The organism is Mycobacterium heckeshornense, from assembly GCF_016592155.1.
Taxonomy (GTDB): Bacteria; Actinomycetota; Actinomycetes; order Mycobacteriales; family Mycobacteriaceae; genus Mycobacterium; species Mycobacterium heckeshornense.
Window position 1 is genome coordinate 428585 of the sequence record NZ_AP024237.1, and the last position, 14610, is coordinate 443194.

15 protein-coding genes are annotated in these 14610 nt (G+C 67.3%); all 15 read left to right on the forward strand.

The window, feature by feature from the left end:
- Nucleotides 1-163: 163 nt before the first annotated feature.
- The 15 genes from ftsH to lysS all read left to right on the forward strand — a co-directional run bounded on the left by ftsH (nucleotide 164) and on the right by lysS (nucleotide 14549).
- Nucleotides 164-2494 carry an ATP-dependent zinc metalloprotease FtsH gene (gene ftsH, locus MHEC_RS01930; RefSeq protein ID WP_048891070.1) on the forward strand — a complete coding sequence of 777 codons (2331 nt, stop codon included), beginning with the start codon at nucleotides 164-166 and terminating at the stop codon, nucleotides 2492-2494.
- Between the two features lie 14 nt (nucleotides 2495-2508).
- Nucleotides 2509-3117: a GTP cyclohydrolase I FolE gene (gene folE / locus MHEC_RS01935; protein WP_039890633.1), complete on the forward strand. Its 609-nt coding sequence runs from the start codon at nucleotides 2509-2511 to the stop codon at nucleotides 3115-3117.
- 20 nt (nucleotides 3118-3137) lie between these two features.
- Nucleotides 3138-3947 (forward strand): dihydropteroate synthase, encoded by an 810-nt coding sequence (gene folP, locus MHEC_RS01940; protein WP_048891196.1) that lies wholly within the window; start codon nucleotides 3138-3140, stop codon nucleotides 3945-3947.
- On the forward strand, nucleotides 3940-4341 hold the full coding sequence (folB, locus tag MHEC_RS01945; protein ID WP_048891071.1) for a dihydroneopterin aldolase: 402 nt from the start codon (nucleotides 3940-3942) through the stop codon (nucleotides 4339-4341). The genes folP and folB overlap by 8 nt, the downstream gene beginning before the upstream one ends.
- Nucleotides 4338-4871, forward strand: coding sequence for a 2-amino-4-hydroxy-6-hydroxymethyldihydropteridine diphosphokinase (gene folK, locus MHEC_RS01950; protein WP_048891072.1), 534 nt, complete (start codon nucleotides 4338-4340; stop codon nucleotides 4869-4871). The genes folB and folK overlap by 4 nt, the downstream gene beginning before the upstream one ends.
- Nucleotides 4871-5347 (forward strand): DUF3180 domain-containing protein, encoded by a 477-nt coding sequence (locus MHEC_RS01955; protein WP_048891197.1) that lies wholly within the window; start codon nucleotides 4871-4873, stop codon nucleotides 5345-5347. Before folK ends, MHEC_RS01955 begins: the two co-directional genes overlap by 1 nt.
- A gap of 77 nt (nucleotides 5348-5424) precedes the next feature.
- Complete coding sequence (locus MHEC_RS01960; RefSeq protein ID WP_048891073.1) at nucleotides 5425-6948, forward strand: DUF6779 domain-containing protein; 1524 nt, start codon at nucleotides 5425-5427, stop codon at nucleotides 6946-6948.
- Nucleotides 6949-7058: 110 nt separating this feature from the next.
- Complete coding sequence (locus MHEC_RS01965; protein ID WP_048891074.1) at nucleotides 7059-7970, forward strand: Rossmann-like and DUF2520 domain-containing protein; 912 nt, start codon at nucleotides 7059-7061, stop codon at nucleotides 7968-7970.
- Entirely contained in the window at nucleotides 7970-8908 is a 939-nt protein-coding gene (panC, locus tag MHEC_RS01970) for a pantoate--beta-alanine ligase (RefSeq protein ID WP_048891075.1), read from the forward strand. Before MHEC_RS01965 ends, panC begins: the two co-directional genes overlap by 1 nt.
- Nucleotides 8908-9315 (forward strand): aspartate 1-decarboxylase, encoded by a 408-nt coding sequence (panD, locus tag MHEC_RS01975; protein WP_048891076.1) that lies wholly within the window; start codon nucleotides 8908-8910, stop codon nucleotides 9313-9315. The genes panC and panD overlap by 1 nt, the downstream gene beginning before the upstream one ends.
- Before the next feature lie 2 nt (nucleotides 9316-9317).
- The gene (locus MHEC_RS01980) at nucleotides 9318-10133 is read left to right on the forward strand and encodes a type III pantothenate kinase (RefSeq protein ID WP_048891077.1); all 816 of its coding nucleotides are present in this window, start codon (nucleotides 9318-9320) and stop codon (nucleotides 10131-10133) included.
- Between the two features lie 397 nt (nucleotides 10134-10530).
- Complete coding sequence (locus tag MHEC_RS01985; protein ID WP_048891078.1) at nucleotides 10531-11154, forward strand: TetR/AcrR family transcriptional regulator; 624 nt, start codon at nucleotides 10531-10533, stop codon at nucleotides 11152-11154.
- On the forward strand, nucleotides 11151-11618 hold the full coding sequence (locus MHEC_RS01990) for an SRPBCC family protein (RefSeq protein ID WP_048891079.1): 468 nt from the start codon (nucleotides 11151-11153) through the stop codon (nucleotides 11616-11618). The genes MHEC_RS01985 and MHEC_RS01990 overlap by 4 nt, the downstream gene beginning before the upstream one ends.
- Nucleotides 11619-11630: 12 nt before the next feature.
- The gene (locus MHEC_RS01995) at nucleotides 11631-13019 is read left to right on the forward strand and encodes a flavin monoamine oxidase family protein (RefSeq protein ID WP_048891080.1); all 1389 of its coding nucleotides are present in this window, start codon (nucleotides 11631-11633) and stop codon (nucleotides 13017-13019) included.
- Between the two features lie 36 nt (nucleotides 13020-13055).
- Nucleotides 13056-14549 (forward strand): lysine--tRNA ligase, encoded by a 1494-nt coding sequence (gene lysS, locus MHEC_RS02000; RefSeq protein ID WP_048891081.1) that lies wholly within the window; start codon nucleotides 13056-13058, stop codon nucleotides 14547-14549.
- Nucleotides 14550-14610 lie beyond the last annotated feature (61 nt).

Here is a 14610-nt window from a genome sequence, read left to right on the forward strand (position 1 = left end):
CGACCGGCGGGAACCACCACCCGTCGCACGCTCGTTGCATTAGACGGCGCCGACGCGGGCCGTAGGGGGCCCGCTGACGAGCCGGGCAATTAGACGTAGCGGTAACCTGAACTTTCCAGCTGCGCGTATCGGGAAGGACCTGGCCGAGCACGGCCGATGCTTGATGAACCGGAAAAACGTGATCCGCACCCTCACGGCGATCGCCGTCGTGTTGCTCCTTGGCTGGTCGTTTTTCTATTTCAGCGACGACACCCGAGGGTACAAGCCCGTCGACACCTCGGTGGCGATGGCGCAGATCAAAGCCGACAACGTCAAAAGCGCGCAGATCGACGACCGCGAGCAGCAGTTGCGGCTGACGCTGAAGAGCGCCAACAGCGACACCAACGGCTCCGACAAGATCATCACCAAGTACCCCAGCGGCTACGCTGTCCCGCTTTTCGACGCGTTGAGCAGCAAGAATGCCCAGGTCAGCACCGTCGTCAACCAGGGCAACATCTTGGGCTCGCTGCTGATCTATGTGTTGCCGCTGCTGCTGTTGGTCGGATTGTTCGTGATGTTCTCCCGCATGCAGGGCGGGGCGCGGATGGGTTTCGGCTTCGGCAAATCTCGGGCCAAACAGCTCTCCAAGGACATGCCCAAGACCACCTTCGCCGACGTCGCCGGTGTCGACGAGGCCGTCGAAGAGCTTTACGAAATCAAGGACTTCCTGCAGAACCCGGGGCGGTATCAGGCGCTGGGCGCCAAGATTCCCAAGGGCGTGCTGCTCTACGGCCCGCCGGGGACGGGTAAGACGCTGCTGGCCCGGGCCGTCGCCGGTGAGGCCGGGGTGCCGTTTTTCACGATCTCGGGCTCCGACTTCGTCGAGATGTTCGTCGGTGTGGGGGCCTCGCGGGTGCGCGACCTGTTCGACCAGGCCAAGCAAAACAGCCCGTGCATCATCTTCGTCGACGAGATCGACGCGGTCGGACGCCAGCGCGGCGCCGGCCTGGGCGGCGGCCACGACGAGCGGGAGCAGACGCTGAACCAGTTGCTGGTCGAGATGGACGGCTTCGACCCGCGCGCCGGTGTCATCTTGATCGCCGCGACCAACCGGCCCGACATCCTCGACCCGGCGCTGCTGCGGCCCGGTCGGTTCGACCGCCAGATCCCGGTGACCAACCCAGATCTCAACGGCCGCAAGGCGATTCTGCGAGTGCACGCCAAGGGCAAGCCGATGGCGCCCGACGCCGACCTCGACGCGCTGGCCAAGCGGACCGTCGGAATGACCGGCGCCGATCTGGCCAATGTCATCAACGAGGCGGCGCTGCTGACCGCACGCGAGAACGGCACCGTCATCACCGGTGCCGCGCTGGAGGAGGCGGTGGACCGGGTGATCGGCGGGCCGCGGCGCAAGGGCCGGGTGATCAGCGAGCAGGAGAAGAAGATCACCGCCTACCACGAGGGCGGGCACGCGCTGGCGGCGTGGGCGATGCCCGACATCGAGCCGATATATAAAGTGACGATCCTGGCCCGCGGGCGCACCGGCGGTCATGCGGTGGCGGTGCCGGAGGAGGACAAGGGATTGCGCACCCGCTCGGAGATGATTTCGCAGCTGGTGTTCGCGATGGGTGGTCGCGCGGCCGAAGAGCTGGTTTTCCGCGAACCGACCACGGGAGCGGTGTCCGATATCGAGCAGGCCACCAAAATCGCCCGGGCCATGGTCACCGAATTCGGGATGAGTTCCAAGCTTGGCGCCGTGAAATACGGCACCGAACACGGTGACCCGTTCCTGGGCCGCACGATCGGCACCCAGCCCGACTATTCGCACGAGGTCGCGCGAGACATCGACGAAGAGATCCGCAAGCTCATAGAGGCAGCACACACCGAGGCGTGGGAGATTCTCACCGAATACCGCGACGTGCTCGACACGCTGGCCGGTGAGCTGTTGGAGAAGGAAACCCTGCACCGCGCCGAGCTGGAGGCGATATTCGCCGACGTCGAAAAGCGGCCCCGGCTCACCATGTTCGACGACTTCGGTGGTCGCATCCCCTCGGACAAGCCGCCGATCAAGACTCCCGGCGAGTTGGCCAAAGAGCGTGGAGAGCCGTGGCCGCCGCCGGTGCCCGAACCCGCGTTCAAGGCAGCTATCGCACGGGCCAGCGCCGAGGCGGCGGAGGCCGAGCGCGAGCGGAACACCAACGGCGCCAACGGTGCACCGGCAGGTCAGGGGGCTGGCGACGGCCGTGGTGCTCCACCACGGCGCCCCACACAGCCCGATTACGGAGCCCCGGCAGGCTGGCGCGCGCCCGGGTGGCCGCCGCAGCAGCCGAATTACTGGTATCCGCCGCCGTCGCCGCCGCCCCAGTCGCCGTACCGGCCGCAGCCACCGCAGAACTATCCGCGTCAGCCCTACCCGCAGAATCCGGCGCCCGGTGACTCACCACCACCGGTCGACACGTCACCGGACGAGCAGGGTCAGCATGCGAGCCGGCCCAATCCGCCGGCCCACGGCTGACAACGGAGGCTTCGATGGCGCAGCCGAATCCCCGCACTCGCACGCTACGCATGCCGGTGTTCGACCAGGCCCGCGTCGAGGCCGCGGTCCGCGAACTGCTCTACGCGATCGGCGAGGACCCGGACCGGCACGGTCTGGAGGACACGCCGGCCCGGGTCGCCCGCACCTACCGTGAGATGTTCGCCGGGCTCTACACCGACCCCGACACCGTGTTGAACACGACGTTCGACGAGCAACACGACGAGTTGGTGATGGTTAAAGACATCCCGCTGTACTCGACGTGCGAGCACCACCTGGTGGCCTTCCACGGTGTGGCGCACGTCGGCTACATCCCCGGCGACGACGGGCGGGTGACCGGTCTGTCGAAGATCGCACGACTGGTCGACCTCTACGCCAGGCGGCCCCAGGTGCAGGAGCGGCTCACCGGCCAGATCGCCGACGCCCTGATGCGCAAACTCGATCCGCGCGGGGTCATCGTCGTCGTCGAGGCCGAACACCTGTGTATGGCGATGCGCGGGGTGCGCAAGCCCGGAGCGGTTACCACCACGTCGGCGGTGCGGGGACAGTTCAAGACCGACGCCGCGTCTCGGGCCGAAGCGCTCGAGCTCATCTTGCGCAAGTGACCACGACACGCGTGCAGGTGATGGGCGTGGTGAACGTCACCGATGACTCGTTCTCGGACGGCGGGCGCTACCTGAACCCCGACCGCGCCGTCGAACACGGCCTGGCCTTGGCCGCCGAGGGCGCGGGCATCATCGACGTCGGCGGAGAATCCACCCGGCCAGGAGCGGTGCGCGTCGAGCCGCAGGTGGAAACTGCCCGAGTGGTTCCCGTCGTGAAACAACTTGCTGCGCAAGGAATTACGATCAGCATCGACACGATCCACGCCGGGGTGGCGCGCGCGGCGCTGGATAGCGGCGCCCGGATCGTCAATGATGTCTCCGGTGGGCGGGCTGACCCGGCGATGGCGCCGCTGCTGGCCGAAGCGAAAGTGCCGTGGGTATTGATGCATTGGCGCTCGGTGTCGGCCGAGTACCCGCACCGGGTGCCGCATTACCGCGACGTGGTGGCCGAGGTGCGCGCCGAACTGCTCGCCAGCGTCGATCGCGCGGTCGCCGCCGGGGTGGACGCGGCCAAACTGATCATCGACCCAGGGCTGGGATTCGCCAAGACCGCACAACACAATTGGGCACTGCTGCATGCGCTGCCGCAATTCGTCGCGACCGGCATCCCGGTGCTGGTCGGGGCATCGCGCAAGCGGTTTCTCGGCGCGCTGCTGGCCGACGCTGACGGGACCTTGCGCCCACCCGACGGACGCGAGACGGCGACCGCTGTGATTTCCGCGCTGGCCGCCCTGCACGGCGTGTGGGGTGTGCGGGTGCACGACGTGCGGGCCACCGTCGATGCGCTGAAGGTGGTCGAGGCCTGGAAACAGGGCGGGATCGATGGCTGATCGAATTGAGTTGCGCGGCTTGACCGTTCGCGGGCGACATGGTGTCTATGAGCACGAGCGTGCCACCGGTCAGGACTTCGTCGTCGACATTACCGTGTGGATCGACTTGGCCGATGCCGCCGCCAGCGACGACATCTCGGACACCTACGACTACGGGGTGCTGGCCCAGCGGGCCAGCGACATCGTCGCCGGCCCGCCGCGCAAACTGATCGAAACGGTCGCCGGCGAGATCGCCGACGACGTCATGAAAGACATCCGGGTGCATGCCGTCGAGGTAGTGGTGCACAAGCCCAGCGCCCCTATCCCGCAGACTTTCGCCGACGTGGCGGTGGTGGCACGGCGATCGCGTCGCGGCGGGCGCGGATCGGTGGTGCCGGCCGGAGGGGCGCGATGACCCGCATCGTGGTGTCGATGGGCTCCAACCTGGGCGATCGGCTGGCCCGGCTGCAGTCGGTGGTCGACGGGCTGGGCGCGTGGGTGCGGGCGGTCTCCCCGGTCTACGAGACCGACCCGTGGGGCGGCGTGGATCAGGGGCCGTTCCTCAACGCGGTGCTGATCGCCGATGACCCGGCGTGTGACGGCCACGGTTGGCTGCGCCGGGCCCAGGCGTTGGAGCGGGCAGCCGATCGCACGCGCGGCCAGCGGTGGGGTCCGCGCACTCTCGACGTGGACTTGGTCGCCTGCTACGACGACGGCGGCAACGAAGTGCTGTCCCGCGACGACGGCTTGACCCTGCCGCACCCGTTGGCCCATCTGCGGGCGTTCGTGATGGTCCCGTGGCTGGCCATCGATCCGGACGCCGAGCTGACGGTGGCCGGCGAGAAGCGACCCGTGTCCCGGTTGCTGGCGGAGCTGGAACCCGCCGATCGTAGCGGTGTGCGACGGACGGATTTGGTGCTCACGACCCCGGCGTCAGGATGCTGATGGGACCGACACGCAAACGGGACCTGACGGCCGCGGTGATCGCCACCGCGGTGGTCGGCTATCTGCTGGTGGTGTTGTTGTACCGGTGGTTTCCGCCGATCACGGTGTGGACGGGCCTGTCGCTGCTGGCCGTCGCCGCAGCCGAGGCGGTGTGGGGACGGTATGTGCGAACCAAAATCAACGACGGCGAGATCGGCGACGGGCCCGGCTGGCTGCATCCGTTGGCAGTGGCCCGCAGTGTGATGATCGCCAAGGCCTCGGCGTGGGTGGGCGCCGTGGTGCTGGGCTGGTGGATCGGGGTGCTGGTGTACCTCCTGCCGCGGCGCTCGACGCTGCGGGTGGCCGGCGAGGACACCGCCGGCGCCGTGGTCGCGGCCGCGTGCGCCCTGGCCCTGCTCGTCGCCGCGCTGTGGCTGCAGCATTGCTGCAGATCGCCGAGCGACCCCACCAAACGAGGCGAAGGCACCGAAAGCTGACGGGGTAATGGGCCCGGTTGAGAATCGCCGGTACGCGACCGACACGCGCATTGACCTCGGGCCGGTACAGTCAGGCCATGACCGTTCTGTCCCGCGGCGCCCGGGTACGGCGCGGCGGCCACAGGCCGGGTTGGCTGCTGTTGACGGCGTTGCTGGTCCTCGCCATCGGGGCCAGTTCCGCGCTGGTGTTCACCAATCGGGTGGAACTCCTCAAGCTCGCGGTGATCCTGGCCTTGTGGGCCGCCGTCGTCGCGGCATTCGTGTCGGTGATTTATCGCCGGCAAAGCGACGTGGATCAGGCGCGGGTACGTGACCTTAAGCTGGTTTACGACTTGCAGTTGGATCGGGAAATCTCGGCTCGCCGCGAATACGAGTTGACCGTGGAATCGCAGCTGCGGCGCGAGCTGGCTTCCGAACTGCGTGCCCAGGCTGCCGACGAGGTGGCGGCACTGCGGGCCGAATTGGCGGCGCTGCGCACCAATTTGGAGATCTTGTTCGATGCCGAGCTCAGTCACCGGCCTGCGCTTGAGACCGAACGCACCACGGTACGCAGCTACAGCGAGTGGGAGCGGCAGGACGAGAGTCCGCGCGACCGGTTCGATCGGGTGACTTCGCTGCGGCCGGAAGAGGCCGCCAGCCGCAGCGAAGACCGGTCGATCATCGACGTGCCGGAGGAACCGCTGCTGCCGCCGCCTCGGCCGGCAGCGCCGGAACCCGCCCCCGGGCCGTATCCGGCCGCCGGGGCATACCGGACCGCCGAAACCCATGCTCCGTCCGCCGAGCCCTCCCAGGCCGAGGGGCATGGCGGTTCTCCATGGCGGCAAACAGAAGACAGCCCCTGGTCACCGAGCGCGCGACACCCAGAGCAGCGTGAATGGTCTCAGGGCCGCGAATCCGGGGAGCGGCGCTGGTCTTTTGCCCAAGAGCGCTTCGCAGCCCAGCCGGAACGACCTGCCCAGCGGCCGCACGCGGCGCCGCCATCGTCTCAGCTGCGGTTCGGCGAAACCGGAACCGTAGCGCCACAGCCCGCACCCGCCGAGCCCACGGGCGGTGACTGGCATGCCGCGCCCGCCGAGACGCCTCAGCGTCGCGGCCCGGCCAGCCAATGGCAGCCGATCGGCGCCGAGGGCCACTGGGCGAACCCGAAGACGCCGGCAAACACCTGGGTTCCTGAGCGTCCCGACAATCCCGACGTCGCGGGTGTAGCGGGCAACACCGCAAACGGTTCCACCGCTGTAAGCCAGCCCGCTCCCGAGGTGCCGCGCTCTGGTCGGCACGCCCGCCCGTCCGAGCCACCGGTCATGCCGCCCGGAGGAACCGCTATGAGCTGGGGTTATGGCGAGACCAGCCAGCGGCCCCGGCACTCGGCGGAGCACGGCGCCGGCCCGCCAGCAGCTCCACCGGTGCCGGGCCCGCCGCCTCCCGAGTCCCCGCTGCGTGCCGAGTCGACCATGTCGGCGCAGGCCGAGCCCACTGCCCGGCACCGCAGCTCGGACGGGCCTGCGGCGGGCCCATCTTCTGGTACGCAATCAGTCGCCGAGTTGCTGGCACGGTTGCAGGCCGAGCCCACCGGCGGCCGGCGTCGCCGGCGCGAAGAGTGACAAGGCCCACTGCGCGGCCGCATCGTCTCCGGGTAGAGTCTTAGCGACCGTCCGGTACCCGCGCAGCGGGACTGGAACGAACCAACCGACGTGCGAGGTCCCTTTCTGCGATGGTGCAGTTCGACGGATTGCGCCCGGCTCGGCTCAAGGTGGGCATCATCTCGGCCGGTCGGGTAGGCACCGCGCTGGGGGTCGCGCTGCAACGCGCCGACCATGTCGTGGTGGCCTGCAGCGCCATCTCGCAAGCTTCGCGGCAACGCGCCAAGTCCCGCTTGCCCGACACCCCGGTGTTGCCGGTACCCGATGTCGCGAACAGCGCGGAACTGTTGCTGCTGGCGGTGACCGACGCAGAGCTCGCCGGCCTGGTGGCCGGTCTGGCCGCTACGGCGGCGGTGCGGCCGGGGACCATCGTGGTGCACACCTCAGGCGTCAACGGCCTGGGCGTGCTGGCACCGCTGGCCCACCGGGACTGCATACCGTTGGCCATCCACCCCGCGATGACGTTCACCGGCTCTGACGAGGACATCACCCGGTTGGCGGACACGTGCTTCGGCATCACCGCAGCCGACGACGTCGGCTACGCGATCGGCCAGTCGCTGGTTTGGGAGATGGGCGGGGAGCCGTTCCTGGTCCGCGACGAGGCCCGGATTCTGTACCACGCCGCGCTCGCTCACGGCAGCAACCACCTGGTCACCGTGCTCGCGGACGCGTTGCAGGCGTTACGGGCCGCGCTGTCCGGGCCCGGCCTGGTGGACCAGCAGACGGTCGACGACCGGCCGGGCGGGATCGCCGAACGAATCATCGGGCCGCTGGCCCGCGCTGCGCTGGAAAACACGCTGGAACAGGGTCAGGCCGCGCTTACCGGACCGGTCGCCCGCGGTGACGCAGCCGCCGTCGCCGAGCATCTGGCCGCATTGGCCGATGTCGCGCCGGAGCTGGCCGAGGCCTACCGCGACAACGCGCTGCGCACCGCGCAGCGTGCACATGCCCCCGACGACGTTTTGGCGGTGCTGGCGCGGTGATGCCCCACAACGCGCCGAAGTTCAACGCCGGCGAGCTTAACGTGTACTCGGCACCACGCGACGTCAGCCATGTCAGCCGTGCGCTACGTCACACCGGCCGGCGAGTGATGCTGGTGCCGACCATGGGTGCGCTGCACGACGGGCACCTGGCGCTGGTCCGCGCCGCCAAGCGGGTGCCGGGCTCGGTGGTGGTCGTTTCTATCTTCGTCAATCCGTTGCAGTTCGGCGCGGGCGAGGATCTCGACTCCTACCCGCGGACCATCGACGACGACGCGGCGCTGTTACGCACCGAAGGCGTCGAAGTGGCCTTCACCCCGAGCGTCACGGCCATGTATCCCGACGGCCCGCGCACCGTGGTGCACCCAGGTCCATTGGGTTGTGAGCTTGAAGGTGCTTCTCGCCCCACGCATTTCGCCGGCATGCTGACCGTGGTGCTCAAGCTGCTGCAGATCGTGCAGCCGGATCGTGTGTTCTTCGGCGAAAAGGACTATCAGCAGTTGGTGCTGGTGCGGCAGATGGTCGCCGACCTGAACCTCGACGTGCAGGTGGTCGGCGTGCCCATCGTGCGCGAACCCGACGGCCTGGCCATGTCGTCACGTAACCGCTACCTCGACCCCGTGCAGCGCGAAGCGGCGGCGGCGCTGTCGGCGGCGCTGCTGGCGGGCAGGCGTGCGGCCTCGGCGAGTGCCGACGCGGCGGTGGATGCCGCCCGCGCCGTGCTCGATGCGGTCCCCGGGATTGAGGTCGACTATGTGCAGGTGCGGGACCCGGCACTGGGTCCTGCCCCCACCTGCGGCCCTGCCCGGCTCCTGGTCGCGGCGCGGCTCGGCAAGACCCGGCTTCTGGACAACATCGCCATTGAAATCGGAACTCTCACCGGCGGCAACAATCAGGTACCCGCCGACGATCTGGTCAGCGAATCACGTTGGAGGAATTGATGTTACGGACAATGCTCAAATCGAAGATTCATCGCGCGACGGTCACCCAAGCCGATTTGCACTACGTCGGGTCGGTTACCATCGACGCCGACTTGATGGACGCCGCCGACCTGCTCGAGGGCGAGCAGGTCACGATCGTCGACATCGACAACGGCGCCCGGCTCGTCACCTACGCCATCACCGGGGAGCGGGGCAGCGGCATAATCGGAATCAACGGCGCCGCAGCGCATCTTGTGCATCCCGGCGATCTGGTGATCCTCATCGCCTATGCGACCATGGACGACGCCGAGGCCCGCAGCTACCAGCCGCGGATTGTTTTCGTCGACGAGCGCAACCGGGCGGTCGACCTCGGGCACGACCCGGCTTTCGTGCCCGCCGACGCATCCGAACTGCTGTCCCCTCGCTAACCGTGCTCCTCGCAATCGACGTCCGCAACACGCACACCGTCGTCGGATTGATCTCCGGGTCCAAGGACAACGCAAAGGTAGTGCAGCAGTGGCGAATTCGCACTGAATCCGAGATTACCGCTGACGAACTTGCACTGACGATCGACGGGCTGATCGGTGAAGACTCCGATCGGCTCACCGGCGCATCCGCCCTGTCCACTGTTCCGTCGGTGCTGCACGAAGTGCGGATTATGCTTGACCAGTACTGGCCGTCGGTACCGCACGTGCTGATTGAGCCTGGCGTACGTACCGGCATCCCGTTGCTGGTCGACAACCCGAAAGAAGTCGGCGCCGACCGGATCGTCAACTGCTTGGCGGCTTTTCATAAATTCGGTACGGCCGCGATCGTCGTCGATTTCGGATCGTCGATCTGTGTGGACGTAGTGTCGGCCAAAGGCGAGTTCTTGGGCGGCGCGATAGCGCCCGGTGTGCAATTGTCCTCCGACGCTGCTGCGGCCCGGTCCGCCGCATTGCGCCGCATCGAGTTGGCCCGGCCCCGTTCGGTGGTCGGTAAGAACACCGTGGAATGCATGCAGGCGGGCGCGGTGTTCGGCTTCGCCGGCCTGGTCGACGGCTTGATCCAGCGCATCCGCGAGGACGTAGACGGCTTTGCCGGCGACAACGTCGCGGTGGTGGCTACCGGCCACACGGCGCCGCTGTTGCTGCCTGAGCTGCACACCGTCGACCACTACGACAAGCACCTGACCCTGCACGGCCTGCGCCTGGTCTTCGAACGCAACCGGGACAGCCAACGGGGCCGACTGAAGACAGCGCGCTAGCAATGTGTTCCGGGCGGGGATCGGCCGAATTCCATGCCGTCCATGCAGGTTCAACGTCGTTTGCCCCGGTTCGATGACTTCTGCCTCGACGAACACACCGGGGTCGCCTGCCTGACCACACGCGGCGCAAACATCGTCGACCGCGTGTCCTTGGAGCCGGCCGGCCCTGGCGCGGCGCACCAGCGAGTGACTGGCGACCCGTTGTACGCCCCGCGAAGGTGTTGCGGATCGAGTTCTCTACGGACCCCGAATCGCAAAGGTCTGCCGGTTGACCCATGCAGGCGCCGGTAGGCGGCTTGATTGGGGGCGACGGCGGCGGTTGAAGAGAGCGCGTGCACGCTGGGACCGCTCAAGCAAACCCTTGCCGAGCCGCGTCGAGTAGCACTAGCATATCCTAATGGCATTAGGAGAACCTATTGAAGATCGGAGGCGTCGGCGGCATCGGGCCACCAGGCAGGAGATCGTGGACGCGGCGTGGCAGGCGGCCCGGGACAAGGGCCTGGCCGGCCTCACTTTGAGCGACGTGGCGGCCCGGGTCGGGATGCGGGTGCCGTCGCTGTATTCGTACTTCGCCTCGAAGAATGCGATCTACGACGCCATGTTCGCTCAGGGCAACGAGGAATTCCTCGAGTTCATCAAGCAACGACAGGCCGGATTGCCGCGCCGTCCCCGCGAGCTCGTCCGGGAAACCTTTCGCATCTTCTTCGACTTCTGCACCGCGGACCCGGTGCGCTACCAGTTGCTGTTCCAGCGCACGATCCCGGGGTTCGTGCCCTCGGAGCCTTCGTATGCCAAGGCGATCGAGGTGCTCGACGTCTTTCGCCGCCAGCTCGCCGACGCCGGGCTGACCGGCGGTCAAGCCGATGAGGATCTGCTGACCGCGCTCAGTTCGGGGCTGGTCGACCAGCAGATCGCCAACGACCCCGGCGGCGACCGGTGGGGCCGGCTGCTCGATGAAGTGGCCGACATGGCCTACGACCACCTGATGAAGAAACGACGCAAACAACGGAGGTCATCATGACAAGCGCGCGCCATGGCGAAGTGACACTGCACATGAACGCCGCACCCGAGCGGGTTTGGGAGGTGTTGGCCGACGTCGAGCGGATGGGCGAGTGGAGCCCGGAGTGCTATCGGGTGCGCTGGCTCGACGGCGCCGGTTCGCCGGCGACGGTGGGCGCCCGCTTCAAAGGGTCGAACCGATGGCGCTGGATGCGCTGGTCGATGACCTGCCAGATCACCACCGCAGATCCCGGGCGGGAACTGTCGTGGGCGACCATCCGAGGCGGCAGGCCCATCGTCCGCTGGACCTATCGCCTACAGCCGGCAAACGGCGGAACCGACGTCACCGAGTCGTTCGAGGCGCTGCGCTGGCCGCTTGACGTCCGGGTGGCCGAAGACTTCATCATGCGTGGCCGCGACGAACAGCGCACCCAGGCCATGCGCACGACGCTGCAACGCATCAAGGCGGCCGCGGAAAGCGCTTGAGCGGAGGCGCACATGCCAGACGTCGACGTGGTGGTGGTCGGGGCCGGGCTCGCGGGCCTGGTTGCCGCCCGTGACGTGATGCGCAGCGGCCTGCAGGTCGCCGTCGTGGAGGCTCGTGACCGGGTCGGCGGCCGGGTGCTCAATGCGCAGCTTCCCGGCGGTGCGCCCATCGAAGTCGGCGGGCAATGGGTCGGCCCCGGCCAAACCGAGATCCTCGACTTGATCGCCGAGCTCGGGCTTTCGCTGTTCCCGACGCACACCCAGGGGCGCAAAGTGCTCGACTTCGACGGACGGACGCTGACCTACACCGGGCGCATTCCGCGGCTGCATCCGCTGGTGCTGGCCGACATCGGCTACGGATCATGGCGCCTGGACCGGCTTACCCGCAGACTGCCCCCACCCGGCAGCACGGTCGACGAACGCGCGGCGGCGCTGGATGGGCAGACCTTGGCCACCTGGATTCAGCGCCACCTGCACACTCGTGGCGGGCGGGAGTTTTTGCGGCTCATCACCAGGGCCGTCTTCACCACCGAACCCGAAGATCTGTCCGCACTGTGGGCCTTGGCGTATCTTGGCGCCAACCAGGGCCTAGACGCATTGACCACCATTCGGGGCGGGGCGCTGCAGGACCGCATCGTCGGCGGCTCGCAACGAATCGCGCTCACCCTCGCCGCGCAACTCGGCGAGCGGGTCAGGTTGAACTGCCCGGTGACCGACGTGCAATGGGGGGACAGTGGTGTCCGGATCAGTCTTCCCAACGCGGCGACACTGTCCGCGCGGCGGGCCATTATCGCCGTGCCGCCGGCGCTCAGCGGCCGAATCCGCTACCTGCCCGCACTGCCCGCCGACCGTGATCAGTTGATCCAGCGGATGCCGATGGGACGGGTGATCAAGACCAACGTCGTCTACGACGAGCCGTTCTGGCGTCGACTTGGTTTCAGCGGCCAGGCCAACAGCAACCGGCGCACCGCCGCCACCGTGCTCGATAACACCCCTGCCGCTGGAAGCCCCGGCGTGCTGGTTGTCTTCACCGAGGGCAGGCGTGCCGATGCCGCCAGCCGGCTCTCGCCACCGGACCGTCGGCGCCACGTGCTCGCCGATCTGGCCGCCTACTTCGGGCCCGCAGCAAAAGAGCCCATTGGCTATATCGAACTCGATTGGGCCGCAGAGCATTACACCGGCGGATGCTACGGCGCGTTCACCGCGCCGTCGACGCTGACCCGTTTCGGTGCGGCGCTGCGCGCGCCGATTGGGCCGCTGCACTGGGCGGGCAGCGAGACGGCGCGGCGCTGGACGTGTTCGATGGACGGCGCGGTCGAATCCGGGCACCGAACGGCCCGCGAGGTCGCCGCCGTGCTCAACGCGTCCCCGGCCCTAACCCCGCCACCATCGCCAGGTTGATATCGGCCCGCACTGGTTAATTTAAGCTGGCACGTCGTGAGCGCGGCCGATGCAGACATTCCCGAGCAATTCCGGATACGCCGGGAAAAGCGCGCTCGGCTGCTGGCGGAAGGCCGCGATCCCTACCCGGTGGCAGTCGAACGCACCCACACGCTGGCCGAGATTCGGGCCGCCTACCCCGACCTGCCGACCGACTCGGCGACCGGTGACATCGTCGGGGTTGCCGGCCGGGTGATGTTCGCCCGCGACTCGGGCAAGCTGTGCTTTGCGACCCTGCAGGACGGCGACGGCACCCAGCTGCAGGTCATGCTCAGCCTCGCCAGCGTCGGTCAGCAGGCGCTCGAGGCTTGGAAGACCGACGTCGATATCGGCGACATCGTTTATGTGCACGGCGAGGTGATCAGTTCACGTCGCGGCGAATTGTCCGTGCTCGCCGATTCCTGGCAGATGGCGTCGAAGTCGTTGCGGCCCCTGCCTGTCGCGTACAAGGAGATGACCGAAGAGTCGCGGGTGCGGCAACGTTATGTCGACCTGATCGTGCGTCCGCAGGCGCGCACACTTGCCAGACAGCGCATAGCCGTCGTTCGCGCGATACGCGCCGGGCTGGAGCGCCGCGGGTTTGTCGAAGTCGAGACGCCGATGTTGCAGACTCTGGCCGGAGGCGCGGCGGCGCGGCCGTTCATCACGCACTCCAATGCCCTCGATATCGATCTCTACCTACGAATCGCACCCGAACTGTTCCTGAAGCGCTGCGTGGTCGGTGGGTTCGACAAGGTCTTCGAACTTAATCGGGTGTTCCGAAACGAAGGAGCCGATTCCACCCATTCCCCGGAATTCTCCATGTTGGAGACCTACCAGGCGTATGGAACCTATGATGATTCGGCCGTCGTCACCAGAGAGCTTATTCAACACGTCGCCGATGAAGCGTTCGGGACCCGACAACTGCCGCTACCCGACGGCAGTGTCTATGACATCGACGGAGAATGGGCGTCGATTCAAATGTATCCCTCGTTGTCGGCCGCACTGGGCGAAGAGATCACACCGGATACGACAGTCGACCACTTGCGCAGTATCGCCGAACGGCTTGGCGTCGAGATCCATCCCGGCTACGGGCACGGCAAGCTGGTTGAAGAATTGTGGGAGCACACCGTGGGCGCTGGTCTTACCGCACCTACTTTCGTCAAGGATTTCCCGGTCGAAACGACGCCTTTAACCCGCCAGCATCGCAGTATCCCCGGCGTCACCGAGAAGTGGGACCTTTACCTGAGGGGAATCGAACTGGCCACTGGTTACTCAGAATTGATCGACCCCGTGGTGCAGCGGCAGCGGTTCGAAGCGCAGGCGCGGGCCGCTGCCGCGGGCGACGACGAGGCGATGAGGCTCGACGAGGATTTTCTCGCCGCACTGGAGTATGGGATGCCTCCGTGCACGGGAACCGGAATGGGTATAGATCGGTTGTTGATGGCTTTGACTGGGCTGTCAATTAGGGAGACAGTTTTGTTTCCCATTGTTCGGCCGCTCGGCAACTGAACCAGTGCGGTAGTGTTAACGCTGGGATTGAATAAGCTGTGTTTGTATGGCAGATTGGTCC

What these genes read in the sequence shown, in the direction of transcription:
- ftsH (WP_048891070.1), top strand. Translation starts at nt 164, where the DNA reads ATGAACCGGAAAAACGTGATCCGCACCCTCACGGCGATCGCCGTCGTG.
- folE (WP_039890633.1), top strand. Translation starts at nt 2,509, where the DNA reads ATGGCGCAGCCGAATCCCCGCACTCGCACGCTACGCATGCCGGTGTTC.
- folP (WP_048891196.1), top strand. Translation starts at nt 3,138, where the DNA reads ATGGGCGTGGTGAACGTCACCGATGACTCGTTCTCGGACGGCGGGCGC.
- folB (WP_048891071.1), top strand. Translation starts at nt 3,940, where the DNA reads ATGGCTGATCGAATTGAGTTGCGCGGCTTGACCGTTCGCGGGCGACAT.
- folK (WP_048891072.1), top strand. Translation starts at nt 4,338, where the DNA reads ATGACCCGCATCGTGGTGTCGATGGGCTCCAACCTGGGCGATCGGCTG.
- MHEC_RS01955 (WP_048891197.1), top strand. Translation starts at nt 4,871, where the DNA reads ATGGGACCGACACGCAAACGGGACCTGACGGCCGCGGTGATCGCCACC.
- MHEC_RS01960 (WP_048891073.1), top strand. Translation starts at nt 5,425, where the DNA reads ATGACCGTTCTGTCCCGCGGCGCCCGGGTACGGCGCGGCGGCCACAGG.
- MHEC_RS01965 (WP_048891074.1), top strand. Translation starts at nt 7,059, where the DNA reads ATGGTGCAGTTCGACGGATTGCGCCCGGCTCGGCTCAAGGTGGGCATC.
- panC (WP_048891075.1), top strand. Translation starts at nt 7,970, where the DNA reads ATGCCCCACAACGCGCCGAAGTTCAACGCCGGCGAGCTTAACGTGTAC.
- panD (WP_048891076.1), top strand. Translation starts at nt 8,908, where the DNA reads ATGTTACGGACAATGCTCAAATCGAAGATTCATCGCGCGACGGTCACC.
- MHEC_RS01985 (WP_048891078.1), top strand. Translation starts at nt 10,531, where the DNA reads ATGGCATTAGGAGAACCTATTGAAGATCGGAGGCGTCGGCGGCATCGG.
- MHEC_RS01990 (WP_048891079.1), top strand. Translation starts at nt 11,151, where the DNA reads ATGACAAGCGCGCGCCATGGCGAAGTGACACTGCACATGAACGCCGCA.
- MHEC_RS01995 (WP_048891080.1), top strand. Translation starts at nt 11,631, where the DNA reads ATGCCAGACGTCGACGTGGTGGTGGTCGGGGCCGGGCTCGCGGGCCTG.